This is a genomic window from Planococcus daihaiensis, assembly GCF_049262615.1.
Lineage (GTDB): Bacteria > Bacillota > Bacilli > Bacillales_A > Planococcaceae > Planococcus.
The window spans coordinates 1659900-1685449 of the sequence record NZ_CP175504.1; the positions used below are offsets into that span (position 1 = coordinate 1659900).

Sequence of the window (25550 nt, forward strand, 5' to 3'; positions counted from 1 at the left end):
AATTACTCCCTGTGAAGCCCGCAGATTGAAACATTGTATAAAATTGCGGATTTCGTTAAAATGAACTCTATACACACAAACTGGAGGAATTTTTCGTGACTGCTAACAGAGATACATTTTATTTGACCACGCCGATTTATTACCCAAGCGGAAAATTCCATATCGGAACCGCCTATACAACCGTCGCTTCTGATGCCATGGCGCGTTACAAACGCCTGCGCGGCTTTGATGTCCGTTTTTTGACGGGAATGGATGAGCACGGCCAGAAAATTGAAGAAAAAGCGAAAGAAGCCGGTCTTGCTCCGCAGAAATATGTCGATGGCATGGCGGAAGCGGCCAAAAGCGTCTGGAAGACCATGGACATCAGCTATGACGACTTTATCCAGACGACGGAAACCCGCCACAAAAAAGGCGTCGAGAAGATTTTCCAGCAGTTTCTGGATAACGGCGACATTTATAAAGGGCATTACGAAGGCTGGTATTGCACGCCTTGTGAATCTTTCTATACGGAAAGCCAGCTGGAAAACGGCAATTGCCCGGATTGTGGCCGCCCGGTCCATAAAGTGAAGGAAGAATCGTATTTCTTTAATATGAAGAAATACGCTGCGCGCCTTCTTGAATATTACGAGAACAATGTCGAATTTATCGAACCGGAATCGCGCAAAAACGAAATGATCAATAATTTCATCAAGCCAGGGTTGGAAGATCTGTCTGTCTCCCGTACGTCATTTGACTGGGGCATCCCGGTTCCGGGTGATCCGAAGCACGTGATTTACGTGTGGGTTGATGCATTGTCGAATTATATTACCTCTCTTGGCTACGGTTCCGACGACGATTCGCTGTTCAATAAATACTGGCCGGCGGACGTCCATGTGGTTGGCAAGGATATCGTCCGGTTCCACACGATCTATTGGCCGATTTTCTTGATGGCGCTCGATTTGCCATTGCCGAAAAAAGTTTTTGCACACGGCTTCATCATGATGAAAGACGGCAAAATGTCGAAATCGAAAGGCAATGTCGTTTATCCGGAAATGCTGGTTGAACGCTACGGCCTGGATGCTACGCGTTACTTCCTGTTGCGCGAGCTGCCGTTCGGTTCCGACGGGGTATTTTCGCCGGAAGCATTTATCGAACGGACGAATTACGATCTCGCCAACGACCTCGGGAATTTATTGAACCGTACCGTTTCCATGATCAATAAATACTTTGACGGCAATGTGCCGGTGGTTGATGGCCAGAAAACGGAATTTGACGCAACGCTTCAGCGGGTTGCGAAAGAAACGGTCGAAACGTACGAGAAGCATATGGAAAAAATGCAGTTCAGCATGGTGCTGAGCGAAGTTTGGGTACTGATTTCACGCAGCAATAAATATATAGACGAAACGCAGCCATGGGTATTGGCGAAAGACGAGAACCGTAAAGATGAACTGGCGTCTGTCATGGCCCATCTGGCGGAAAGTTTGCGCATGACGGCGGTTATGCTGCAGCCGTTCCTGCCGAATGCGCCGAAACAGATCATTGAACAACTCGGTTTGTCGGAAGATTATCTGTCATGGGAAACCTTGGACAGTTTCGGCAAGATCCCGGCGAATACAAAAGTCGTGGCGAAAGGGACGCCGATTTTCCCGCGTCTCGAAATCGAACCGGAAGTGGCGTTTATCCGCAATGAAATGCGCGGTGGTGCGCCGGAACCGGAAGAAGAAATCGTCGAAGAAGTGCCGGATGTGCCGGAAATCACAATTGACGATTTCACGAAAGTGGATCTGCGGGCGGCGACGGTCATTGCCTGCGAGCCCGTACCGAAAACATCGAAGCTGCTGAAATTGCAGCTCGATATGGGGTATGAGCAGCGGCAGGTGGTGTCCGGCATTGCCGAGCATTACAAGCCCGAAGAACTGGTCGGCAAGAAAGTGGTCGTCGTGGCCAATCTCAAACCGGTTAAACTGCGGGGCGAATTGTCCCAGGGCATGATCCTGGCGGGAGAAAAAGACGGTTACCTGACGTTGGCCTCAATTGCAGAAGGTCTGCCAAATGGCGCAAAAATAAAATAAAATTCACATCTGGAGATGGTCCGCTTGACTGAGCGGACCATTTTTATTATGGTGAATTTTGCGTTCTTTTTTGAAAGAGGCCCGGGCAAATTGACACACAAATAAGATGTTTTGTTATACAAATGTAATATACCTGTGAAGAAAGAAATGAAGTTTACGATTAAAATAAAGCTTAGCGTAAGGAGAATGCATATGTTTATTGATACCCATGTACATTTAAATGCCGATCAATACGATGATGATCTGAAAGAAGTTATCGAACGTGCATTACAAAACAATGTTACAAAAATGATTGTCATTGGATTTGACCGAAAAACAATCGAACGGGCAATGGCATTGATAGAGGAATACGATTTCCTTTATGCGGTGATCGGCTGGCATCCAGTGGATGCGGTTGATTGCACAGACGAAGACCTGGACTGGATCGAAGAACTTTCTTCCCATCCGAAAGTGGTCGGAATCGGTGAAACCGGACTGGATTACCATTGGGACAAATCACCCAAAGAAGTGCAGCAGGAAGTTTTCCGCAAGCAGATCCGGCTGGCGAAAAAAGTCAAACTGCCCATCATCATCCATAACCGGGAAGCGACGCAGGATGTGCTGCAGATCCTGAAAGAGGAAAACGCAGCGGAAGTCGGCGGCGTAATGCATTGTTTCGGCGGCAGCGTCGAAACGGCACAGGAAAGCATCGACATGAACTTCATGATTTCACTCGGTGGGCCGGTAACCTTCAAAAATGCCAAAAAGCCGAAAGAAGTGGCAGAGCAGATTCCGCTTGAACATCTGCTGATCGAAACGGACGCGCCTTATCTCGCGCCTCACCCTTACCGCGGAAAACGCAACGAACCTTCCTATGTAACGCTGGTGGCGGAAGAAATCGCCCGACTGAAGGATTTGCCGGTGGAAGAAGTGGCAAAAATCACCACAAAAAATGCTGAAAAATTCTTTAAATTGAATGACAGTGAGTAAATGGATATAAATCGTTCCAATTGACACGCTTAAAATGAGTCTATATAATCACACAAGTGAATAAGGAGGAGTTACATTTGACGAAAGAAGAAGAAGATAATAATTACTCAACAATAAAATCATCCAAAAAGAAGTCCATTATCATTTCATTGGCAACGGTGCTTATGTTTGCCGCAGTAATGGCTTTTGCAATTTATGAAGGCACGAAAAACACGGTGACGATGATTTCCAACGGGGACAAAGAAGAAGTGAAAACCCATTCGGAAACAGTGGGGGCATTTCTTGAAGAACAAGGGATCCAAATAGGGCAGGATGACTATTTGAGCCACACGGCAGAGGCTTCGATCGATAACGATATCGTTATCGAATGGACGGAAGCGGATCAGTTTACGGTTACAGTGGACGGCAAGTCGACTTCAGCCTGGACCACTTCGAATACCGTTGAAGATATTTTAGCCAAAGCAAACATTGAAGTTACGGAACACGATAAAGTAACGCCTGCCCTAAATGAAGAAGTAGACGCTGAAACCGCAATTTCTGTTGAAAAAGCATATGAAGTGTCAATTCTTGATGGACTCGATGAAAAGAAAGTATGGTCCACTTCGACTACGGTCGCTGACTTTTTAAAACAGCATAAAATCACTTTGAGCGATCTTGATCGCGTTGAAAAAGAAATGGATGAATTAATCCTTCCCGGATCTCAAGTTAAAGTTGTTCGTGTAGAAAAGGTCACCGATGTAGTGGAAGATTCAGTGAAATTCGCCAAAGAAACCAAAAAAGATTCTTCTCTTCTAAAAGGATCTGAAAAAGTGGTACAAAAAGGTGAAGACGGTCTTGTTGAAAAGACTTATGAAGTTGTAATGGAAAATGGCGAAGAAGTAAAACGCGACTTAAAAGAAGAAAAAGTAGTAAAAGAAGCGAAGAAACATGTGGTCGCAGTTGGCACGAAGACAGTTGTCGCAAGCATTTCCCGCGGCGCTGATAACAAAGCGTCTGCTCCGGCACCGAAAAAAGAAGCTGCACCAGCACCGAAAAAAGCCGCTGCAACTCCGGCAAAAACAACAAAAACTGCTGCTCCAGCGCAAAGCGCGCCGGCTTCAAGCAGTCGTGAGTTCTATGTATCCGCAACTGCGTATACAGCGTTTTGCAATGGCTGTTCCGGCATCACGGCAACAGGCATCAATTTAAAAGCGAATCCGCACCTAAAAGTGATCGCGGTTGACCCTTCTGTAATCCCACTCGGTTCAAAAGTATGGGTTGAAGGATATGGCCATGCCATCGCTGGCGACACGGGCGGCGCAATCAAAGGCAATAAAATCGATCTTTTCATGCCTGACCGATCTGCAGCATTGGCATTCGGCCGCAAACAGGTTAAAATTAAAGTTCTGGATTGATGCAGAACAAGGAAAGCTTTCCCGGGGCAGCCCGGGAAAGCTTTTTTACATGTTTATCCGGAATACGAGTAAACTAAAACAAACAGTTTTGAAACGAGGAACGTATATGAAGATAAAAGAAGTCATCGTCGTCGAAGGAAAAGATGACACTGTCGCCATCAAACGCGCGGTGCAGGCGGACACCATTGAAACCAACGGCTCCGCAATCACGGAAGAAACATTGAAAAAAATTGCCCACGCCGCAGCCAAGCGCGGCGTCATCGTGTTCACGGACCCCGATTATCCCGGCAGACGAATCCGTGCTATTATTGAAGAATATGTGCCGACTGCCAAGCATGCATTTTTGGCCAAAGAAAAAACCATTGCCAAAAACGGCAAAGGCCTGGGCATCGAACACGCCAAAGACGAAGACATCCGGGAGGCGCTGGCTGCGGTTCACACATTGTGGAACAATGAAGCCCCGGCGGAAATCACCCTGGAAGACTTGTTGATGGCCCGTCTCATCGCCCACCCGCAGGCAAGGCAGCGACGCACCGAACTCGGCAATCAGCTGCAGATCGGCTACACCAATGGCAAACAGCTTGCCAAACGGCTGCATATGTTCGGCATAACGAAACAGCAATTCATCGAAGCGGTGCAGGCGCTCAATCAGGAGGAACCCAAATGATGAAAGATATAGCGACACCCATACGAACGCAAGAAATCATGGCGAAACATGGCTTAAAGGTGAAAAAAAGTCTGGGCCAGAACTTTCTGATCGACCCGAACATCTTACGGAAAATCGTCAATCAGGCAGATCTGACCAAGCAATCCGCGGTGATTGAAATCGGCCCGGGGATCGGCGCATTAACGGAACATTTGGCCCGTGCAGCCGGCAAGGTGCTGGCTTTTGAAATCGATCAACGCTTGTTGCCGGTGCTCGACGATACGCTGTCCCCTTACGACAATATCAGCATCATCCACTCGGATATCCTGAAAGCGGATGTGGAGGAAGCGATTGAAAAAGAATTGGCAGGCTATGATGATATTGTGGTCGTAGCGAATTTGCCTTATTATGTCACGACTCCGATCATCATGAAATTATTAATGGAGAAATTGCCGATTCGCGGCATGGTGGTCATGCTGCAAAAAGAAGTGGCAGAACGGATCACAGCAAAACCGGGGACAAAAGCATACGGTTCCTTGTCAATTGCCATCCAGTACTATACCGAAGCGGAAATGGCCTTGACGGTGCCAAAGAGTGTCTTCATGCCGCAGCCGAATGTCGATTCCGCAGTAATCCGCATGACCAAGCGCACGACGCCGCAAGTGGAAGTGATCGATGAAGACTTTTTCTTTAAAGTGACACGAGGCTCGTTTGTGCAGCGCAGAAAAACAATCTTCAATAACCTGCAAGCGGTGATGCCCGACGGCAAAGAAAAGAAAGAACTGATCCTGAAAGCGCTGGAAGAGGCGGGGATCGAACCGGCACGGCGCGGGGAAACTCTGAGCATCAAAGAATTTGGCGGACTTGCGGACAAGCTCCACGGCTATTTTGCCTGATTTCCGCAAATCTGTTGAAAAACCGGCACAACTGCCATAAAAAAGAATATTTCGGATAAATAAATATTGACACCGAGCGGATTCCAAGCTAAAATTAAAAATTTATTTGACAATTTGGGCATTTTGTAGTAAAGTTTATTTATAGTGAGGTGTAGTCAAAATGCCCAAAACTTTGGCGGATATCAAAAAGTCGTTGGATTTGCATTTAGGGAAACGATTGCTGTTGAAAGCAAACGGAGGTCGCAAGAAAACGGTCGAACGTGCCGGAATCCTGCGCGAAACATATCACTCCGTGTTCGTAATTGAGTTAGATCAAGATGAACATGCATTTGAAAGAGTGTCCTACAGCTACGCGGACATCCTGACAGAAGCAGTGGAAATCACTGTGTATGAAGGTACAGAAGACGCATTAGTCGTTAAATAATCGAACTATATCCATATTTTTCCTTTGTAGCCCATACCTTGCCGGCTTCGGCAGCGTATGGGCTTTTTGTTTGTGTTCCCAAAAACTCCCGAATCGGTCCTCTTGTGTTAAAATAGTTTTCATCAGAAATAAAAAGGAGACAGTGGAGATGCTCTATGTAAAAGCACCTGCCAAAATCAACTTAACGTTGGATGTATTACATAAAAGACCGGACAATTATCATGAAGTCGAAATGATCATGACGACCGTGGACCTTGCAGACCGCATCGGGCTGAAAGAAACAGCGCACGGCATCCATATCGAATCAGCCGATCGTTTTGTGCCGAACGATTCAAGAAACCTGGCCTACCAGGCGGCGAAATTAATAAAAGACACCTACCACATCAAATCGGGCGTCGTGATCAAACTGGATAAAAAGATTCCGGTTGCGGCCGGACTTGCCGGCGGCAGCAGTGACGCAGCGGCCACGTTAAAAGGGCTGAACAAATTATGGAACCTGAATTTGTCCTTGGATGAACTGGCGGAGCTTGGCACGAAAATCGGCTCCGACGTGGCGTTTTGCGTTTACGGAGGAACGGCGCTCGCGAAAGGTCGCGGAGAAATCATCCAACAGCTGCCGACGCCGCCGAATTGTTGGGTCATCCTGGCGAAGCCGACCATCGGTGTATCTACCGCTGAAGTATACGGTGCGTTTGATGTCAATAAAGCCGAGCACCCGAATACCCAGCAAATGATCAAAGCGATCGAAAACAAGGATTATGCTGGGGTCTGCGCGAACTTGGGCAACGCGTTGGAAAGTGTAACATTGTCGCTCTATCCCGAAGTAGCGCAAATCAAAGAGCAGATGAAGAAATTCGGAGCGGATGCCGTTCTGATGAGCGGCAGCGGACCGACTGTTTTCGGATTGGTGCAGCAGGAAGCACGTATTCCACGCATCTATAACGGCTTGCGCGGCTTCTGTGCGGAAGTCTATGCGGTAAGATTGGTCGGCGAGCGGGACCCACTTGCTTAAAGACGGATAATTATGGTAAGTTTTCTATAAATCATTCGTGTTCAGGAGAGTGGAAAATGAAGTGGAAGCGCAGTGAACGTTTAGTAGACATGACGCATTATTTATTGGACCACCCGCATAAATTGATTCCGCTGACATATTTTGCTGATTTGTATGAATCGGCCAAATCATCCATCAGTGAAGATCTGGGCATCGTCAAGGAAACTTTTGAGGAAAAAGGCATCGGTTTATTGGCCACTGTACCAGGCGCTGCAGGGGGCGTAAAATATATCCCGAAGTTGAAGGAACCGGAAATCAGAGGCATCATGCAGGAACTGATCAATGAATTGAGCCATTCGGACCGGTTATTGCCGGGCGGTTACCTCTATATGACCGACGTGCTCGGCAATCCGGATATGATGAACCGAATCGGCAAAGTTTTTGCTACGGCATTTGCGCACCAAAAAATCGATGTCATCATGACGGTGGCGACAAAAGGCATTCCGATTGCCCATGCCATCGCGCGCCACTTGAATGTGCCGGTCGTCATCGTCCGCCGCGACAGCAAAGTTACGGAAGGTTCCACCGTCAGCATCAATTACGTGTCGGGTTCTTCCCGCCGTATCCAGACGATGGTGTTATCGAAGCGCAGCATGAAGAGCGGGCAGCGCGTGCTGATCACCGATGACTTCATGAAAGTCGGCGGCACGATGAACGGCATGAAGAATCTGCTGGAAGAATTCGAATGCACGCTTGCCGGCGTTGCGGTGCTCGTGGAAGCGGAACACAAAGACGAGCAGCTTGTCGAAAGGTATCTGTCACTCGTTAAATTGCGTGAAGTCAGCGAAAAAGAACGGAAAATCGAATTGCAAGAAGGCAATTATTTCTCGGATGGAGGTTTTTAAGATGAAATATGTAGCAACTGAAGGGGCAGCCGCAGCAATCGGCCCCTATTCACAAGGTGTGGTGTCCGGCGATATGTTCTATAGTTCGGGACAGATTCCGTTGACGCCAGCAGGAGAAATCGCGGGAGATTCCATCGCGGATCAAACCCATCAAGTGTTTGCCAATTTGAAAGCGGTGCTTGCGGAAGCCGGTTCATCGTTTGAACAAGTCATCAAAACGACCGTGTTCATCAAAGACATGAACGATTTTGCTGCGCTGAATGAAATCTACGCTTCTTATTTCGGTGACCACAAGCCCGCCCGCTCGACAGTGGAAGTGGCCAGGCTGCCGAAAGATGTAAGGGTTGAAATCGAAGTTATTGCGAAAGTAATATAAGAAGATAAAGCTGCCATTAACAGGCAGCTTTATTTTTTTATCATAAAAACAAAATATTCTAATAAATTTTGTAACTTATGAAGGAGTTTAGTCCTTAGTGGCGAATAGGTTTAAATAGCTACAAAAATAGCATCTTAGGGGAGAGGTGAGGAGAGAATGGAAGTAACTGATGTGAGGTTGAGACGGGTACAAACGGATGGCCGTATGAGAGCAATCGCTTCCATCACCCTGGACAACGAATTTGTTGTGCATGATATTCGGGTGATTGATGGCAATGACGGCCTGTTCGTAGCGATGCCCAGCAAAAGGACTCCGGATGGCGAATTTAGAGATATAGCACATCCGATCAATTCGGGGACGCGGGGAAAACTTCAGGAAGCTGTGTTGACCGCTTATGAACAAAGTGAGATTGATCCTGTCTTTGAAGAGGCAAGAGCATAAACGAAAATGACAGAAGAGCCTGAGACATAATCAGGCTCTTTTTTGTTTGGCCTTTTTTGTCATGGTATTGTCATGTCCACGAACCTTGAAAAATCAAGGTTTTTCCGCTATAGTTAAGAAAAGCGGTGCGAGTCAAAGCCAAATGGCGATGCCGTCTTATAGAGAGAAAATGCATGCGCTGAGACAAACAGAGCAATGCAGGGGAAATATGCCGCAACGGCTTTTTTTTGCGCTCAGACGCACAGGCTTCATTAATATAGAAAGAATTTGATGACAAATAGACGAATGGAGGATGGATACATGACAAGTACATACGCAGTTATTCTGGCGGCCGGACAAGGCACGCGAATGAAATCCAAATTGTATAAAGTACTGCACCCGGTTTGCGGGATGCCAATGGTTGAGCATGTGACCGGCAATGTGACACAGCTCGGCGTTGAAAAAATCGTGACGATTGTCGGGCACGGCGCGGAAAAAGTACGCGACCAACTGGGAGACAGTAGTGACTATGCACTCCAGGAAGAGCAACTCGGCACAGCGCATGCGGTTCAGCAAGCCGCTTCACTGATCGAAGGGAAATCGGGCACGACGCTTGTGGTTTGCGGCGATACACCGCTGATCCGTACGGAGACGATGCAGGCGCTTCTTGACCACCATAAAGCAACAGGGGCCAAAGCCTCAATTCTTACAGCCATCGCAGTCAATCCGACAGGTTACGGCCGCATCATCCGCGACAACAGAGGCCAGGTGTCAAAAATTGTCGAGCAGAAAGATGCATCAGCCGAAGAGCAGCAAGTGAAAGAAATCAACACCGGCACTTACTGCTTTGACAATAAAGCCTTGTTCGAAGCCTTGAAATTAGTTTCGAATGATAACGTGCAAGGCGAATTTTATTTGCCGGACGTCATTGAAATTCTTCAGAAACAACAAGAAACTGTTGCAGCTTATGCGACGGATAGCTTTGAAGAAACGCTCGGTGTTAACGACCGTGTGGCATTGAGCCAGGCGGAGGGCATCATGCGCGCCCGAATTGCGGAAAAGCATATGCGTAACGGTGTTTCCATCATCGACCCGGCTTCCACCTATATCAGCGCAGAAGCTGAGATCGGAGCAGATACGGTCATTTACCCGAACGTCATGATCGAGGGCCGGACAATCATCGGAGAAGACTGCTTCATTTCCTCCAACAGCCGCATCGTGTCGAGCACGATCGGAGACCGCACGGAAATCCGTTCTTCCGAAGTCTACAACAGCGTTATTGGAACAGATACGGCTGTCGGCCCGTTTGCGCACGTGCGTCCGGACAGCAATCTCGGCAATGAAGTCAAAATCGGCAATTTTGTCGAAGTGAAAAAAGCTGTGCTTGGCAACGGCAGTAAAATTTCCCACCTGAGCTATATCGGGGATGCGGAAGTCGGCACGAACGTCAACATCGGCTGTGGTACGATCACAGTGAATTACGACGGCAAGAATAAGCACCTCACGAAGATTGAAGATGACTCATTTATTGGCTGTAACTCAAACCTGATTGCGCCGGTTACCATTGGCAAAGGTTCGTATGTTGCGGCAGGCTCAACGATTTCCAAGGATGTTCCAGACAACGCCCTCGCAATCGCGCGTGCCCGCCAGGAAAATAAAGAAGGCTATGCTTCAAAACTAAACGTGAAAAAATAGGAGGTACACCTTAATGGGTTATCAAAATGCAGACAGTAAACTGAAAATCTTTTCATTGAATTCGAATAAGGAATTAGCGGAGGAAATTGCCGAGAACGTGGGAATTCCGCTCGGAAAGAGTTCGGTTACGCACTTCAGCGACGGAGAAATCCAAATCAACATTGAAGAAAGCATTCGTGGCTACGACGTCTTCATCGTTCAATCGACTTCACAGCCCGTCAACGAAAACCTGATGGAGCTTTTGATCATGATCGATGCGGTCAAACGTGCGTCGGCCCGTACGGTCAACGTCGTCATTCCGTATTACGGCTATGCCCGCCAGGACCGCAAAGCGCGCTCGCGTGAGCCGATCACAGCGAAACTGGTAGCGAATCTGTTGGAGACGGCTGGAGCGACACGTGTAGTCGTACTGGATCTGCATGCACCTCAAATCCAAGGCTTCTTTGATATTTTGATCGACCATTTAGTGGCAGTACCTCTTATTTCGGAATATTTCCTGAATGAAAGCGGCATCGACCTTGAAAACGTCATCGTCGTTTCGCCGGATCACGGCGGTGTGACGCGCGCCCGCAAAATGGCGGATCGCCTGAAAGCGCCGATTGCCATCATTGATAAACGCCGTCCGCGCCCGAACGTAGCTGAAGTGATGAACATCGTCGGCAATGTAGAAGGCAAAACAGCGATCATCATCGATGACATCATCGACACAGCCGGCACCATTTCAATTGCGGCCAGCGCTTTGATCGAAAGCGGAGCGAAAGAAGTTTACGCCTGCTGTACGCATCCGGTCTTGTCAGGTCCAGCGATTCAGCGCATCGATGACTCGGTCATCAAGGAATTGATCATCACCAACTCAATCGCTTTGCCGGAAGAAAAACATTCGCCGAAGATCAAGCAATTGTCGGTAGCGAAGCTATTGGCGGAAACAATCGTCCGCGTACACGAACAAAAATCAGTCAGTACCCTGTTTGACTGAGCAGAAAACCCTTTTTCCTGCAGCCCGGTTTGATGTTATGGCTTGAAGGGTATATACTGATTACGGACATTTGTATGGATTTATAAAATTTGGAGGTTGAAATGAATATGGCTACAAAAATGAAAGCACAAAAAAGAGAAAGCAATACACCGAATTCGGCATTAACAGAACTGCGAGGCAAAGGTAATGTACCAGGCGTCGTTTATGGTTATCAAGCTGAAACTACTCCCCTTTCTGTAGTAGAAATAGATTTGATCAAAACTTTGCGCGAAACTGGACGCAATGGTGTCATCAATCTGGAAGTGGACGGCAAGACTTATAATGTGGTCTTGAGTGATTATCAAATGGACGCTTTGAAAGGCAATTTCAAACACGTCGACTTTTTGGCAATCAATATGTCCGATGAACTTGAAATCGCTGTAAATGTCCACACAGTGGGCGAAGCTGCAGGCGAAAAAGAAAACGGCATCGTAAACCAGCCGAACCGCGAAGTTCACATTAAAGTGAAACCTTCGGAAATTCCGGATTCACTTGATGTGGATGTCAGCAAACTTGAAATCGGCGATCACTTGTCTGTCGGAGATATCCGCGATACAGTATCGTATGAAATTCTTGATGAAGACGATTTCCTATTAGTATCTGTGACAGCACCACGTACACAGGAAGAGATTGACGAGCTTGAAGAAACTCCTGAAACTGAAGGCGCTGAGCCGGAAGTTGTCGGAACTGAAGAAGACGAGTCTGAAAAATAAGCTTCAAATTACAACAGAAGAAAACGGGGACTGTCTTCTGGCAGTCTCCGTTTTTTCATTCACAGCAGCATATGATAAAATAGACAGCAGTGAACAGCAAAGGACGAGTTGCGATGAAATTGATTATCGGCCTGGGCAATCCAGGCAAAACATATGAGCAGACCCGGCATAATATCGGTTTCCACGTGATCGATCATTTGGCATCGAAATGGAATGCACCGCTGACACAGGCGAAATTTAAAGGCATGCATTCGGTCATCCACCGGCCTGAAGGCAAAGTGATGCTGTTGAAGCCGTTGACCTATATGAATTTATCCGGTGAAAGTGTCAGTGCAGTGATGGACTATTACGATATCGACATTGACGACATCCTCGTGATCTATGATGATCTCGACTTGCCAACCGGCCAATTGCGGTTGCGGCAAAAAGGCAGTGCCGGCGGCCATAATGGCATCAAGTCCCTGATCCAGCATCTGGGGACCCAGAATTTCAACCGGATCCGCATCGGCATCGACCGCCCACCGGCAGGGATGAAAGTGCCGGATTATGTCTTATCCAGATTTTCCAAAGAAGAAAGTGCGGATGTGGCGGAAGCCGTGCAAAGAAGTGCGGAAGCCTGTGAATTCTGGCTCGCCAAACCGTTTATCGAAGTAATGACCAAATTCAATGGAGCATAGAACCGCTTTGGCGCACACCGCGTTCAGAGCTTTTTTCTGTTTCCCGGGAGAGGAGGAATCTTCATGAATCATATTTTACAGGCATTTTCAGAGGATTCTCATGTACAAAACTTAATTGCCGATTTGAAAAAAGGGCAGGATCAACAGCTTGTGTCGGGGTTATCGGGCAGCGGGCGCACGTTTTTCTACCGCACGCTTTACGGGGAACTGGATGCACCGCTGTTGATTGTCACGCCGAATTTATTGCATGCCCAGCGTGTCTACGATGATCTGGTGAAATTATTGGGGGAAGAGCTTGTCCATTTGTATCCGGCCGAAGAATTGATTGCGGCGGATGTATCTTTCTCGGGTCCGGAACTCCGTGCCCACCGCATTGATACACTCGATCATATGGCAAATATCGGTAAAGGTGTCTACATCACGCCGGTAGCCGGGATGCGCAAATTATTGCCGTCAAGAGCACAATGGGACGCCTCGACTTTGCGCGTGGAAGACGGCGCAGAACTCGATACGGACGAGTGGCTGCTGAAACTGGTGGCCATGGGGTATTCCCGCACGACGATGGTGACGGCTCCCGGTGAATTCGCGCTGCGCGGCGGCATTCTGGATATTTATCCATTGAATTTCGAGCATCCGGTGCGGGTGGAATTATTCGACACGGATGTGGACTCGATCCGCATTTTTAATGCGGAAGACCAGCGTTCATTGAAAAAAATCAGTTCTTTATGCATTTTACCGGCCAATGAGCTGGTACTGGATCAAACGCAGCGAAGCGCATTGGCGGAGCGCATCGAAGAACAATTGGCGCTTACATTAAAGAAAACAAAGGCTGACGATACGAAAGCGTTATTGCTTCAATTCATTCAGCACGATATCGATACACTGCGCCAAGGGGATATACCGGACCAGGCGGCGAAATATGCATCACTCGTAGAAACCCAATCGGCATTTCTCGGTGATTATTTCCCGGGAAATGGTTATGTATTCTTTGATGAACTGGGCCGTATTCAGGAAATGACGGAAACATTGGAACGCGAAGAAGGCGATTGGATTGTGTCGTTGTTGGAAGAAGGTAAATTTTTGCAAGGCATCAACTTGTCCTACACATTCCGTGAAGTAATCAGCAAGTTGGAACAGAAAGCGACGTATATGTCGTTGTTTGTCCGTACCTTCCCGATGGTGACGGTCAAAAAATCCGTCGTCTTTTCCAGCAAGCCGATGCAATCGTTCCATGGCCAGATGAATTTATTGCAGGCGGAAATGGAACGCTGGGTCATGGGGAAATTCCGGGTCTTTGTTGTGGCAGAAGGCGACGAACGGCTGCGCAAAGTCCGCTCGGTGCTGGATGATTACGGCATTGAAAGTGAAATTCTGACCGCTTCGACACACGTCCAGCCGGGTAAAGTGTATCTGGCAGATGGCGAATTGTCCAACGGTTTTGAAATGTCGCTGCAGCGTTTTGCGGTTATTACGGATTCGGAACTGTTCAAGCAGCAGGCGAAGAAGAAGACGCGCGCGCAAAAATTGACCAACGCCGAACGCATCAAAAGCTATTCGGAGATCAAACCGGGCGATTATATTGTCCACGTCCATCACGGTATCGGCCGTTATGTCGGAATCGAAACGCTGGAAGTAAAAGGCGTCCATAAAGATTACCTGCACATTGTCTACAAAGCGGACGATAAATTGTTTGTGCCGGTCGACCAGATCGACCTGATCCAAAAATACATCGCTTCGGAAGAAAAAGAGCCGAAGCTTCACAAAATGGGCGGCGCCGAGTGGAAAAAGACGCGTGCCAAAGTTTCCAAAGCCGTACAGGATATTGCGGACGACCTGATCAAGCTGTATGCGGAGCGCGAAGCGTTGAAAGGCTTCTCCTTCTCGAAAGAACAGGACATGCAGCGCCAGTTTGAATCCGAATTTCCGTACGACGAAACGGTGGATCAATTGCGTTCCATCAATGAAGTCAAAAAAGACATGGAAAAAGAACGCCCGATGGACCGGCTGATTTGCGGCGATGTTGGCTACGGCAAAACGGAAGTGGCGATACGCGCCGCTTTCAAAGCCGTACTCGACGGCAAGCAAGTCGCGTTCCTCGTGCCGACGACGATTCTCGCGCAGCAGCATTTTGAAACCATGAGTGAACGCTTTAAAGATTACCCGATGGAAGTGGGCCTCATGAGCCGCTTCCGTTCGAAAAAGCAGCAGACGGAAACGGTCAAAGGATTGAAGAACGGTTCGGTCGATATTGTCGTCGGAACACACCGGATCCTGTCGAAAGATATGCATTATAAAGATCTCGGCTTGTTGATCATTGATGAAGAACAGCGTTTTGGAGTCACCCATAAAGAAAAGATCAAACAGATGAAGACCAATGTCGACGTGCTGACGCTGACGGCAACGCCGATTCCGCGGACACTCCATATGTCGATGATCGGCGTACGGGATCTGTCGGTCATTGAAACGCCGCCAGCCAACCGTTTCCCGGTCCAAAGTTATGTAATGGAACAAAACGGTGCACTGGTGCGCGAAGCAATCGAACGCGAAATGGCGCGCAGCGGCCAGGTGTTTTATTTATACAATAGAGTTCAGGATATGACGCGGAAAGTGGAGGAGCTTCAGCAATTGGTGCCGGAAGCCCGCATCGGCTATGCCCATGGACAGATGTCCGAAACCGAATTGGAATCGGTCATTCTCGGTTTCCTTGACGGCGATTACGATGTATTGGTCACGACGACCATCATCGAAACCGGCATCGATATTCCGAACGTCAACACGCTGATTGTCGAAAACGCCGACCGCATGGGATTGTCCCAGCTGTATCAATTACGCGGACGCGTCGGACGCTCAAGCCGCGTGGCCTATGCGTATTTCATGTATCAGCGCGACAAAGTGCTGACGGACGTCGCCGAGAAACGCCTCATGGCAATCAAGGAATTCACCGAACTTGGTTCAGGATTCAAGATTGCGATGCGCGATTTGACGATCCGCGGCGCCGGGAATCTCCTCGGCTCCCAGCAGCACGGCTTTATTGACTCCGTCGGTTTCGACCTGTACTCGCAAATGCTCGAAGAAGCGATTGAAGAACGCCAGACCGGCGTCAAAAAAGAGCCGGTGCAGGAAATCGAAATTTCGCTCGATACTGATGCCTATATTCCGGATTCGTATATTAGCGACGGTTACCAGAAAATCCAGATGTACAAACGGGTCAAAGGCATCGATGACGCTGAGGAAGTGTCGGAACTACAGGATGAACTGATCGACCGCTTCGGCGACATGCCGCTCGAGGCCGACCGTCTCCTGCGCATCGCCCTGATGAAAGTTTGGGGACGCCAGGTCGGCGTTGAATCGATCAAACAAAACGGCAAGATCATTGCCATCCGTCTCAGCGAAAAAGGCACAGCAGCCGTCAATGGCGGCAAGCTGGTCGAAGAATCGGCCGCTTTTGGCCGTGCAGTCGGCTTTACGATGGCCGGTCAGCAGCTCGTCATGACAATCGACGAAAATAAAACCGCCAAACATCATCCGTTCGATGTCCTTGAAGGGATGATGAAATTATTGCCGGAATCCCTCCGGGAAGTGGAAGCAACAAACTAATCTAATGGATGGAATGGGTGAAGCCGGTTGAACACAGAAGGTGCGATGCAATCATTTATGAAAGGCGCGGTCCTTCTGACGCTCGCCGGGCTGATCGTGAAAATTCTCAGTGCAGTCTACCGGGTGCCATTTCAGAACATGGTCGGGGATCAGGGCTTCTATATTTACCAGCAGGTCTATCCGTTTATCGCGATTTTCGGCATCTGGACGTCTTACGGCTTTGCGGTTGCCGTTTCCAAAATGCTGGCGGATTCGCGGGCGCAGGAACATCGCGCCATCCTCCGCATCGCGTTCTGGCTGATCGCCGCCATCTCGCTGGTGATATTTGCTGCGCTCTTTCTGGGTGCGGACCTTTTGGCGGCGTGGATGGGCGATGCCCAGTTAAGCGCATTATTGAAAGTCGGTTCATTTGCGGTGTTGCTGATGGCGCCACTCGCGGTCATGAAAGGCTCGTTTCAGGCCAGCAGCACGATGCAGCCGGTCGCCTATGCACAGGTCACGGAGCAGGCGATTCGTGTGGCCGTCATTCTGCTGGGCACCTGGATCGTCGTCACAAATGGATTTTCGCTCTATACGGCGGGCCAGACGGCAATGTTCGGTGCAGTTGCGGGAGAGCTCGCGGCCGTCGGATTATTGATCTTTTATTTCAATAAAAAGATAGACTGGCATCCGCAGTCGGCAGCAGTTCCGTTGTGGCCGACTGTGAAGAAAATGCTGTTGATCAGCCTCAGTGTCAGCATGAGTTCGTTGCTGCTGCTGATTTTTCAGATGGCGGATTCGTTCAGCGTCTTCCGTCTGCTCGAAGCGAGCGGATTCGAAACGCTGCAGGCGATGGAGCAAAAAGGCATCTACGACCGCGGCCAGCCGCTCGCGCAGTTCGGGTTGCTGGTGGCGACGTCACTTGCGCTGTCAATCGTGCCGCTCGTCGCGCAGATGCAGCATAAAAAGAATGGCCGATCGGCACAGCTCTACGCCAAACTCGCTTACCGCATTTCTTTGCTGTTCGCCGTCGCGGCGGCTGCCGGGCTGACGTTTGTTATGCCTTACGTCAATGAAATGCTGTTTCAGACCCGGGAACAATCAGCCGCGCTCATCGTCTTCAGCTGGCAGATTGTCTGGATGTCGTTGCTGCTAATTTTGACCGCGCTGCTTCATGGCATTGGCAAAATCCGGGTGCCCGCGCTATTGATGGCGGGCGGACTGGTGGTGAAAATCATCGGCAACTGGCTGCTGATTCCGCTTTACGGCGTGATGGGTGCGGCGGTGGCGGGAAATCTGGGGCTGGCGTTTATTGTTTGCGGCTTGGTGCTTTATTTTAAAAAACAATGGCCGCTGCAATTTGCGCCGCTTCGTTTTTATGGCTGGCTGTTTGCGGCGTCGGCCTTGATGGGCACAGTGGTGCTTGGTTGGGCGATTTTTGCGGACTGGACGCTGTTCGACGCATTGCCGAGCCGTTTCGCTGCAACTTTCACCGCGCTGACAGCGGTGCCGCTGGGTGCTGCGGTGTTTCTGCTGTTCATTGCGCGGAGCCGCATCATTACGGAAAAACAATGGTATGTCATGCCGTTCGGCCGGAAAATGGCGAAATTGCAATTGGCAATCAATTCAAAGAAAAAAGGTGATGGACGATGAATACGATCCATATTATCGGACTCGGTGCTGGCGACCTCGACCAGCTGCCGCTCGGTGTTTATAAAAAATTGAAAAACGCGGAACGTTTGTATGTGCGGACCGCCGACCATCCGGTGCTGTCGGAATTGGCGAATGAAGGCCTGATTTACGAAAGCTTTGATGAAATTTACGAAAAACACGACGACTTCGCACCGGTCTACAAAGAAATTGCCGAGACCTTGCTCCAACTTTCCGCAGAAGGACCGGTCGTCTACGCGGTTCCGGGCCATCCGCTTGTTGCCGAGCAAACTGTGCAGCATCTCATCGAAGCGGAAGGAGCGGGCAGCTGCCAATTAATCATCGAAGGCGGCAGCAGTTTTCTGGATGCGGTGTTCGGTGCCTTGCGCATCGACCCGATCGACGGTTTCCAATTAGTGGACGGCACGACGATGGACAGTGATCGATTGAACATGACGCAGCACATTCTCATTGCGCAGATTTACGACACCTTCAGCGCATCAGAAGCCAAATTGACGTTGATGGAGAAATATCCGGAGGATTATCCGGTGACCATCGTCACGGCTGCAGGTTCCGCCGATGAAAAGCTGCGGACGGTGCCGCTCCATGAATTGGACCGTGCCGCTGAAATCGACAACTTGACGACGGTATACGTGCCGCCGTCCACAGACACAGAGGAGCGGCTGAAGGAATGGCAGACATTCCGCTCGGTCATCGCGACGCTGCGCAGCCCGGACGGTTGTCCGTGGGACCGTGAGCAGACGCACGAAAGCCTCATGCCGTTTCTATTGGAAGAAGCGCATGAACTGCTGCAGGCGATCGACGAACAGGATGACGACGCCATTGCCGATGAACTGGGCGATGTTTTATTGCAAGTATTCCTGCACGCCCAAATCGGACAGGACAACGGCTATTTCCAGCTCGAAGATGTGCTCGAGGCGATCAGCGCGAAAATGATCCGCCGCCACCCCCACGTTTTCAGTGACACAGAAGTCGACGGCTCGGACGAAGTCGTCAGCAATTGGCAAGACATCAAAGCGCAGGAAAAACCGGTGACCGATTCGTTATTGGACGGCCAGGAGCGCTTCAGTTCGTCGCTCACGACGTCTTTCAATTTCCAGAAACGAGCAGCGAAAGCCGGGTTCACATGGCCGGATGCAGCAGGCGCCTGGGACAAATTCGAGGAAGAGCTGCAGGAATTTCGCAGTGAACTGGCGAATGGTTCCAAAGAGCAGCAACTCGATGAACTGGGAGACCTGTTGTTTACGCTCGTCAATATCGCACGGTTCTATCAATTGTCGCCGGAACAGGCGATGGTCCAGGCCAACCGCAAATTCCGCAGCCGCTTCCGTTTCGTAGAGCAAAAAGTGAACGAAGGAACCGGCAGCTTCAGTGATTACACATTGGAACAGCTGGACGATTTTTGGAACGAAGCCAAGCTTTTGGCAAGAAAGGGAGAATAATGATGCGCCTCGATAAATTCCTGAAAGTTTCCCGGCTGATCAAACGCCGGACACTGGCCAAGCAAGTAGCCGACCAGGGCCGGATCACCGTAAACGGCAATAAAGCCAAAGCGAGTTCGGTCATCAAGGAAGGCGATGAACTGCAGATCCGTTTCGGCCAGAAAGTGGTGACGGTACGCGTGGATATGCTGAAAGAAAATGTCCGCAAAGAAGAAACCTTAAATATGTACACGATTTTGAAAGAAGAGAAAGTGGATAAAGTGGAACCGGAATTCATCGATGACGAAGCGTAAAGATTGGGAACGTAAAAAGCTGCACGGTGAGCGTAATGCTCACCGTGCAGCTTTTTTATAACCCGTCAGCCCAAAAGTGGAGGCTTGAAACATGTTCAATTTGCCATTAATGCAACCAGCAATGCTTTTTGTGCGTGCAGTCGATTTTCCGCTTCCTGAAAGACTACTGAGTTTGGTCCTTCGAGGACGCCAGTGGATACTTCTTCCTCGCGATGAGCTGGCAGGCAGTGCATGAAAATATAATGTGGATTTGCATGCTGAACGAGTTGTTCATTGACTTGGAAGCCTTTGAAATGTTCCATGCGTTGAAGCGCTTCGGCCTCCTGTCCCATGCTCGCCCATACGTCCGTATAAATAACATCGCAGCCAGTTACCGCTTCTACCGGATCTGTCGTTGTGTGGATAACGGCGCCGGTGTGTTCGGCAATACTTTTTGCCAGCTCCATCAGCTCTGGTTTCGGGGCATAAGCGGCAGGACTCGCGATGGTAATGTCCATTCCAACTTTTGCAGCCCCGATCATCAAGGAGTTGGACATGTTATTGGCATCGCCGATGTAAGCCATTTTCTTGCCATTGAAAGTGCCGAAATGTTCTTGGATCGTTAGTAAATCGGCGAGCACTTGACACGGGTGGAAATCATCGGTCAATCCGTTGATGACAGGTACACGGCTATTATCTGCAAGTTCCTGCACGGTCGCCTGATGGAAAGTCCGGATCATGATGCCATCCACATAGCTCGACAGCACTTGAGCTGTGTCAGCGATGCTTTCTCCGCGTCCCATTTGAATATCGCGTGTGCTGAGGTAAACGGCATGTCCGCCTAGTTGCAGCATACCAGCTTCAAAGGATACGCGTGTACGGGTGGAAGATTTCTCGAAAATCATCCCCAGAATTTTTCCTTGCAGCAGCGGCAACTGTCTGTTTTCCGGTTTTTTCAGCTCTGTAGCCAATGCCAGCAGTTCCAGAATTTCATTAGGGCTGTAATCTTTCAAGGACAATAAATGCTTTTGGACAATTTGTGGAACATACGGCAAGGTCAAGGTCATTTTGCAAACACTCCTTTTTGGTTTTTCATGTATTCTACAGATCCTTTGAATGCATCGACTGTCTCGGCTCGCGTCCATACATGAACACGATGAACGGCAGCTTGAGACGCTTGAACTTTGTCCGGGTCGGGGGTCAGATCGATATATGCTTTCTTGTTTGTAGTAGTCAGCCATTCCGCGAACGGCAATGATGCTTCTGTATGGAAAGTAAAACGATGATCTTCCCAGAAATCGGTGTCGATCAGCGGCAATGATTTTTCAGTAATGAATATGCTGCCGCCTTCCGCCAGATCAGCTAATTGCTGAGAGGCTCCGACTAATGCTTTATGCATCGCGACAGCAGCATCTGGGTTTTGGCCGATCACTTCACCGGTCGACATCATTTCAGGCGACAGCACCGGTGAAAGTCCCGGCAGCTTGATGTGTGAGAATACAGGTGCTTTTACGGTATATTCCGGTTGGCCGTTGGACAGTTTGTCGATGTCCAGATTGTCATATGCCACGCCGAGCATGAGAGCGGTGGCCAGCTGAACCAACGGCACATCTGTCGCTTTGGAACTGATCGGCACAGTGCGGGAAGCCCGGGGGTTGACTTCCATAACAAATAACTGACCTTGTTCATAAACAAATTGAATATTGAGCAAGCCCTTGTATTTCATGTTACGGGCAATATGTTTTGCGGTCGCAGTCAGTTCTTCCAGTTCCGCTTTTGTCATGGACACGGGAGGCGTAATGGAAATGCTGTCTCCGGAATGCACACCGGTTCCTTCGACATGCTCGAAGATGGCCGATATCCAAACGTTTTCACCGTCAGTCAAAATATCGGTTTCCACTTCTTTGCCTGAGATAAAGTGGTCGACGAGGATAGGAAAGACGACTTTGGTTTTTGCAAGCCAGGCTCCAAGTTCGTGTTCGTTATGCAGCACATTCATCCCTTTGCCGCCGATCACATAAGAAGGGCGCAACAAAACTGGATAACTGAGCTTTTCTGCAAATTGGTAGACTTCCTCGGGTGTGTACGCCGTGAAACTGGGAATTGTGGACAGGCCGATTGACTTGAGGAACGAATAAAAGCGGTCTCGATCTTCCATTTGATCCAGCAAATCAGCTGCTGAGCCAAGCACGGTGATACCGGCTTCTTCAAGTGCTGCCGCTATATTAATCGATGTTTGGCCGCCAAACTGGACGATAACATCGGTAATGCCTTCAAAATCAAGCACATTCAAAATATCTTCGGCAGTCAACGGTTCAAAATAAAGCGCATCAGCAATTTCATAATCAGTGCTGACTGTTTCCGGATTGTTATTGATCATCACCGCTTCATAACCGAGCTTTTGAAGTGCCATCACACTGTGGACACAGCAATAATCGAATTCGATGCCTTGACCAATGCGAATAGGCCCGGAACCGATCACTGCCACTTTTTTAGGATTTGCCGACCGCACATCAGAAGAGCCATTCCAAGTAGAATAGTAGTAATTTGTCTGAGAGCGGAATTCTGCTGCGCAAGTATCAATGACGCGGTAAGCAGGAAGCAGATTCCAGCTTTTTCGTTGTCCCCATATCTCAGAAACGGGCACTTCCCATAATCCCGCCAACTGCTGGTCGCTGAATCCGAGCTTCTTTGCTTGTAACAGGCGTTCAGAGGTCATACTCTGCCACGACAATAAATGCAGTTTATGCCATTCATCGACTATGCATTTTAGTCTATATAAAAAGAACGGGGCTATGCCTGTCGATTGCTGCAAGGAATCGATGCTTTTGCCACGGGTCAACAATTCGAAAAGCATGAAAAGCCGGCGGTCATCTGCATTTACAGCAAGTGTTTCGAGTTGGTTTGTCGGCATATTGGAAAGCTCGGGCAGAAGGAAGCCGTCAAGTGGCAGATCAAGCGAGCGGATCGCCTTTTGGATTGCCGCTTCCATGCTGCGTTCAATCGCCATCACTTCGCCGGTCGCTTTCATTTGTGTACCGAGTCGGCGGTTGGCATTGTGAAACTGGTCGAACGGCCAACGGGGTATTTTTACCGCAACGTAATCGAGTGCCGGTTCAAAGCTGGCGAACGTCGTGCCGGTTACCGGGTTTCTTAATTCGGAAAGCAAGTAGCCGAGTGCCAGCTTTGTCGCAATTTTAGCGATTGGATATCCGGTTGCTTTGGAGGCAAGGGCTGACGAGCGGCTGACACGCGGGTTTACTTCGATCAAGTAATATGCTGAAGTGTCAGGATGCAGCGCGAATTGCACATTACAAGCGCCGACGATTCCGAGTGCTTCGATAATATTGATGGAGGCAGTCCGCAACATATGATAGTCCCGGTCATTTATCGTCTGGCTCGGCGCTACCACAATCGAATCGCCGGTATGCACGCCGACCGGGTCCAGGTTTTCCATATTGCAAACCGTGATGCAGGTGCCGGCAGCGTCACGCATCACTTCATATTCAATTTCCTTATAGCCCGCAATGCTTTTCTCGACAAGACATTGCTTGATGGGACTTGCGCTGAGTCCTTGCCCTATCAACGTGATATAGCTTGCTTGATCTTGTGCAATGCCGCCTCCGAAGCCGCCGAGTGTATAGGCTGGGCGGATGATAAGCGGATAGCCGATTTGTTCCGCAAACTCGAGAGCGCTTTCGACTGAATAGATGATAGCGCTCTGGGGGACCGGTTCATCGAGTTTATTCATCAAGTCGCGAAATTGTTCGCGGTCTTCAGCTTGTCTGATGGAATCGATGTTGGTGCCGAGAAGCTTTATGCCGTATTTTGCCAGCGTGCCCGAATCGGACAATGCCATCGCTAAATTCAATCCTGTTTGGCCGCCTACTGTAGCGAGCAAGCCGTCGGGGCGCTCACTTTCAATAATGGCAACCAGGCTGTCGATGTTCAGCGGCTCAAAATAAACTTTATCGGAGATGGATTTGTCGGTCATGATTGTTGCTGGATTATTATTGATGAGAATTACTTGCATGCCTTCTTCTTTCAATGCCAGGCAGGCCTGCGTACCTGAATAATCAAACTCAGCAGCTTGACCGATCACAATGGCACCGGAACCGATCACCAAAACTTTTTTAATATCTTTGTATTTAGACATGCATTTTCACCTTCTTTTTCTGCTGGGCAGTAGATAGAAACTGCTTGAACAATGCAAGATGATCAGCGGGTCCCGGTGCTGCTTCGGGGTGGAATTGCACCGTCATAATCGGCAGTTCCGGGTGGAAAAGCCCTTCGATACTGCCATCATTGACGTTATTGTAAAAGACAGAAAGCGGTGTCTGTTCAATGCTGTTGTCATCTACGACAAAGCTGTGATTTTGAGAGCTCATTGTGACCTGGTCGGTTATCAGGTTTCGGACGGGATGATTCGCCCCGCGATGACCGAACGGCAATTTTCTCGTAGTAGCTCCAAAGGCTGAAGCGAGCACTTGGTGTCCAAGGCAGATGCCGAAAGTGGGATAGCGCTCTGCCCAGTCGCGGTAAATGGGAAAGTATGGAGACAATGCGGCGGGATCTCCAGGGCCGTTTGAAAACAACAGACCGTCAAGCTCAAGCAAGTCCAATTGTCCGGTTGATATTGTATAGGGAAGAACGCTGACTTTGCATTGGCATTTCAGTAATTCGGTGAGAATGGAAGATTTGTAATGAAAGTCAATCAAGCCGACATGAATTTCTCCTTCACCAAATGTTGCAATCTCTGTGTGCGTGGAAGCTTGCATAAAGAAATCGGTTTGCACCGGAGACCACTGAACGGGTCTGGAAGAAGAAGGCCCCAACTGTGCTTGCATCGTGCCGGACTCACGAATTGCCTGGATAACGGAGCGGGTATCGACACCGCTAATTACAGGTACTTTCGCAATTTCAGCAAAACGCCCAAGTGGCAGAGCTCCTTTTTCCACAGGCCCTTCATATAATTCAGCCACAACAATACCTGCTGCTTGAATTTTTTCTGATTGAAGATGACTGGGGTTAATGCCGTATTGGCCAATCAATGGATAGGAAAAAACGATGATTTGCCCTTTATAAGACGGATCAGTCAACACTTCTTCGTATCCGGTCATTCCCGTGAAAAAGACAATTTCTCCTTGCATCGCTTCTGCATGTCCGTGCCACTGTCCTTCGAATAAAGCCCCGTTCGCTAACGTTAACAATGCCTTCATTTTATCGCCTCCTCATTATTATTCATTCAAACTGCATATTTATTAACACGCAAATTATGGAATAAAGAAATTATAAGCAGAATCATAGAGTTATTAGTATAGTTTCTCATAATACAGCATGCATAAATATTAAGTCAATAGAATATTTATTAATATGAAAGATGGGGATAATAGTCTATTTCGAATAAAAACACGATA

The 25550-nt window shown here is 48.9% G+C and carries 21 protein-coding genes; 18 read left to right on the plus strand and 3 right to left on the minus strand.

The features are described from left to right. Window positions 1-95 precede the first annotated feature (95 nt). The 18 genes from metG to DHX103_RS07990 all read left to right on the plus strand — a co-directional run bounded on the left by metG (window position 96) and on the right by DHX103_RS07990 (window position 20154). A complete protein-coding gene (gene metG / locus DHX103_RS07905; RefSeq protein WP_422121788.1) occupies window positions 96-2051 on the plus strand; it encodes a methionine--tRNA ligase in 1956 nt (651 codons plus the stop codon). Between the two features lie 192 nt (window positions 2052-2243). Further along, a complete protein-coding gene (locus DHX103_RS07910) occupies window positions 2244-3020 on the plus strand; it encodes a TatD family hydrolase (protein WP_422121789.1) in 777 nt (258 codons plus the stop codon). A 77-nt stretch (window positions 3021-3097) separates the two neighbouring features. Beyond that, window positions 3098-4414 (plus strand): ubiquitin-like domain-containing protein, encoded by a 1317-nt coding sequence (locus DHX103_RS07915; protein WP_422121790.1) that lies wholly within the window; start codon window positions 3098-3100, stop codon window positions 4412-4414. Window positions 4415-4520: 106 nt separating this feature from the next. After that, window positions 4521-5081, plus strand: a complete 561-nt coding sequence (gene rnmV / locus DHX103_RS07920; RefSeq protein WP_422121791.1) for a ribonuclease M5 — start codon at window positions 4521-4523, stop codon at window positions 5079-5081. Then, entirely contained in the window at window positions 5078-5956 is an 879-nt protein-coding gene (gene rsmA / locus DHX103_RS07925; RefSeq protein WP_422121792.1) for a 16S rRNA (adenine(1518)-N(6)/adenine(1519)-N(6))-dimethyltransferase RsmA, read from the plus strand. Before rnmV ends, rsmA begins: the two co-directional genes overlap by 4 nt. A gap of 160 nt (window positions 5957-6116) precedes the next feature. After that, a complete protein-coding gene (veg, locus tag DHX103_RS07930) occupies window positions 6117-6380 on the plus strand; it encodes a biofilm formation stimulator Veg (protein WP_071152415.1) in 264 nt (87 codons plus the stop codon). Window positions 6381-6528: 148 nt separating this feature from the next. Continuing rightward, on the plus strand, window positions 6529-7392 hold the full coding sequence (ispE, locus tag DHX103_RS07935) for a 4-(cytidine 5'-diphospho)-2-C-methyl-D-erythritol kinase (RefSeq protein ID WP_422121793.1): 864 nt from the start codon (window positions 6529-6531) through the stop codon (window positions 7390-7392). Between the two features lie 56 nt (window positions 7393-7448). Then, on the plus strand, window positions 7449-8276 hold the full coding sequence (purR, locus tag DHX103_RS07940) for a pur operon repressor (RefSeq protein ID WP_422121794.1): 828 nt from the start codon (window positions 7449-7451) through the stop codon (window positions 8274-8276). A gap of 1 nt (window position 8277) precedes the next feature. Further along, on the plus strand, window positions 8278-8652 hold the full coding sequence (locus tag DHX103_RS07945; protein WP_422121795.1) for a RidA family protein: 375 nt from the start codon (window positions 8278-8280) through the stop codon (window positions 8650-8652). Window positions 8653-8808: 156 nt separating this feature from the next. After that, window positions 8809-9093: a septation regulator SpoVG gene (spoVG, locus tag DHX103_RS07950; RefSeq protein ID WP_422121796.1), complete on the plus strand. Its 285-nt coding sequence runs from the start codon at window positions 8809-8811 to the stop codon at window positions 9091-9093. A 300-nt stretch (window positions 9094-9393) separates the two neighbouring features. After that, complete coding sequence (gene glmU, locus DHX103_RS07955; RefSeq protein WP_422121797.1) at window positions 9394-10767, plus strand: bifunctional UDP-N-acetylglucosamine diphosphorylase/glucosamine-1-phosphate N-acetyltransferase GlmU; 1374 nt, start codon at window positions 9394-9396, stop codon at window positions 10765-10767. A 13-nt stretch (window positions 10768-10780) separates the two neighbouring features. Further along, on the plus strand, window positions 10781-11743 hold the full coding sequence (locus DHX103_RS07960) for a ribose-phosphate diphosphokinase (protein WP_422121798.1): 963 nt from the start codon (window positions 10781-10783) through the stop codon (window positions 11741-11743). Between the two features lie 101 nt (window positions 11744-11844). Beyond that, window positions 11845-12495, plus strand: coding sequence for a 50S ribosomal protein L25/general stress protein Ctc (locus DHX103_RS07965; protein WP_422121799.1), 651 nt, complete (start codon window positions 11845-11847; stop codon window positions 12493-12495). 113 nt (window positions 12496-12608) lie between these two features. Beyond that, a complete protein-coding gene (pth, locus tag DHX103_RS07970) occupies window positions 12609-13172 on the plus strand; it encodes an aminoacyl-tRNA hydrolase (protein ID WP_422121800.1) in 564 nt (187 codons plus the stop codon). Between the two features lie 63 nt (window positions 13173-13235). Further along, complete coding sequence (mfd, locus tag DHX103_RS07975) at window positions 13236-16769, plus strand: transcription-repair coupling factor (protein ID WP_422121801.1); 3534 nt, start codon at window positions 13236-13238, stop codon at window positions 16767-16769. Between the two features lie 27 nt (window positions 16770-16796). Then, a complete protein-coding gene (locus DHX103_RS07980) occupies window positions 16797-18401 on the plus strand; it encodes a putative polysaccharide biosynthesis protein (RefSeq protein ID WP_422121802.1) in 1605 nt (534 codons plus the stop codon). Continuing rightward, window positions 18398-19861: a nucleoside triphosphate pyrophosphohydrolase gene (gene mazG, locus DHX103_RS07985; RefSeq protein ID WP_422121803.1), complete on the plus strand. Its 1464-nt coding sequence runs from the start codon at window positions 18398-18400 to the stop codon at window positions 19859-19861. The genes DHX103_RS07980 and mazG overlap by 4 nt, the downstream gene beginning before the upstream one ends. A gap of 2 nt (window positions 19862-19863) precedes the next feature. Beyond that, window positions 19864-20154, plus strand: coding sequence for an RNA-binding S4 domain-containing protein (locus tag DHX103_RS07990; protein WP_422121804.1), 291 nt, complete (start codon window positions 19864-19866; stop codon window positions 20152-20154). A 95-nt stretch (window positions 20155-20249) separates the two neighbouring features. Here the strand turns inward: DHX103_RS07990 and argF are convergent, their stop codons facing one another. From argF to DHX103_RS08005, 3 genes are read right to left on the minus strand one after another with little or no spacing between them, the layout of a single operon-like run. Beyond that, the gene (argF, locus tag DHX103_RS07995) at window positions 20250-21200 is read right to left on the minus strand and encodes an ornithine carbamoyltransferase (protein ID WP_422121805.1); all 951 of its coding nucleotides are present in this window, start codon (window positions 21198-21200) and stop codon (window positions 20250-20252) included. Next, a complete protein-coding gene (gene carB, locus DHX103_RS08000; RefSeq protein ID WP_422121806.1) occupies window positions 21197-24289 on the minus strand; it encodes a carbamoyl-phosphate synthase (glutamine-hydrolyzing) large subunit in 3093 nt (1030 codons plus the stop codon). Before carB ends, argF begins: the two co-directional genes overlap by 4 nt. Further along, entirely contained in the window at window positions 24282-25352 is a 1071-nt protein-coding gene (locus DHX103_RS08005) for a carbamoyl phosphate synthase small subunit (protein WP_422121807.1), read from the minus strand. Before DHX103_RS08005 ends, carB begins: the two co-directional genes overlap by 8 nt. Between the last annotated feature and the right edge of the window lie 198 nt (window positions 25353-25550).

Coding starts and splice junctions, on each gene's coding strand:
- DHX103_RS07965 (WP_422121799.1), top strand. CDS start 11,845: ATGAATATGGCTACAAAAATGAAAGCACAAAAAAGAGAAAGCAATACA.
- DHX103_RS07910 (WP_422121789.1), top strand. CDS start 2,244: ATGTTTATTGATACCCATGTACATTTAAATGCCGATCAATACGATGAT.
- DHX103_RS07945 (WP_422121795.1), top strand. CDS start 8,278: ATGAAATATGTAGCAACTGAAGGGGCAGCCGCAGCAATCGGCCCCTAT.
- DHX103_RS08005 (WP_422121807.1), bottom strand. CDS start 25,352: ATGAAGGCATTGTTAACGTTAGCGAACGGGGCTTTATTCGAAGGACAG.
- ispE (WP_422121793.1), top strand. CDS start 6,529: ATGCTCTATGTAAAAGCACCTGCCAAAATCAACTTAACGTTGGATGTA.
- purR (WP_422121794.1), top strand. CDS start 7,449: ATGAAGTGGAAGCGCAGTGAACGTTTAGTAGACATGACGCATTATTTA.
- rnmV (WP_422121791.1), top strand. CDS start 4,521: ATGAAGATAAAAGAAGTCATCGTCGTCGAAGGAAAAGATGACACTGTC.
- rsmA (WP_422121792.1), top strand. CDS start 5,078: ATGATGAAAGATATAGCGACACCCATACGAACGCAAGAAATCATGGCG.
- argF (WP_422121805.1), bottom strand. CDS start 21,200: ATGACCTTGACCTTGCCGTATGTTCCACAAATTGTCCAAAAGCATTTA.
- DHX103_RS07960 (WP_422121798.1), top strand. CDS start 10,781: ATGGGTTATCAAAATGCAGACAGTAAACTGAAAATCTTTTCATTGAAT.
- DHX103_RS07990 (WP_422121804.1), top strand. CDS start 19,864: ATGCGCCTCGATAAATTCCTGAAAGTTTCCCGGCTGATCAAACGCCGG.
- mfd (WP_422121801.1), top strand. CDS start 13,236: ATGAATCATATTTTACAGGCATTTTCAGAGGATTCTCATGTACAAAAC.
- mazG (WP_422121803.1), top strand. CDS start 18,398: ATGAATACGATCCATATTATCGGACTCGGTGCTGGCGACCTCGACCAG.
- veg (WP_071152415.1), top strand. CDS start 6,117: ATGCCCAAAACTTTGGCGGATATCAAAAAGTCGTTGGATTTGCATTTA.
- carB (WP_422121806.1), bottom strand. CDS start 24,289: ATGTCTAAATACAAAGATATTAAAAAAGTTTTGGTGATCGGTTCCGGT.
- glmU (WP_422121797.1), top strand. CDS start 9,394: ATGACAAGTACATACGCAGTTATTCTGGCGGCCGGACAAGGCACGCGA.
- pth (WP_422121800.1), top strand. CDS start 12,609: ATGAAATTGATTATCGGCCTGGGCAATCCAGGCAAAACATATGAGCAG.
- spoVG (WP_422121796.1), top strand. CDS start 8,809: ATGGAAGTAACTGATGTGAGGTTGAGACGGGTACAAACGGATGGCCGT.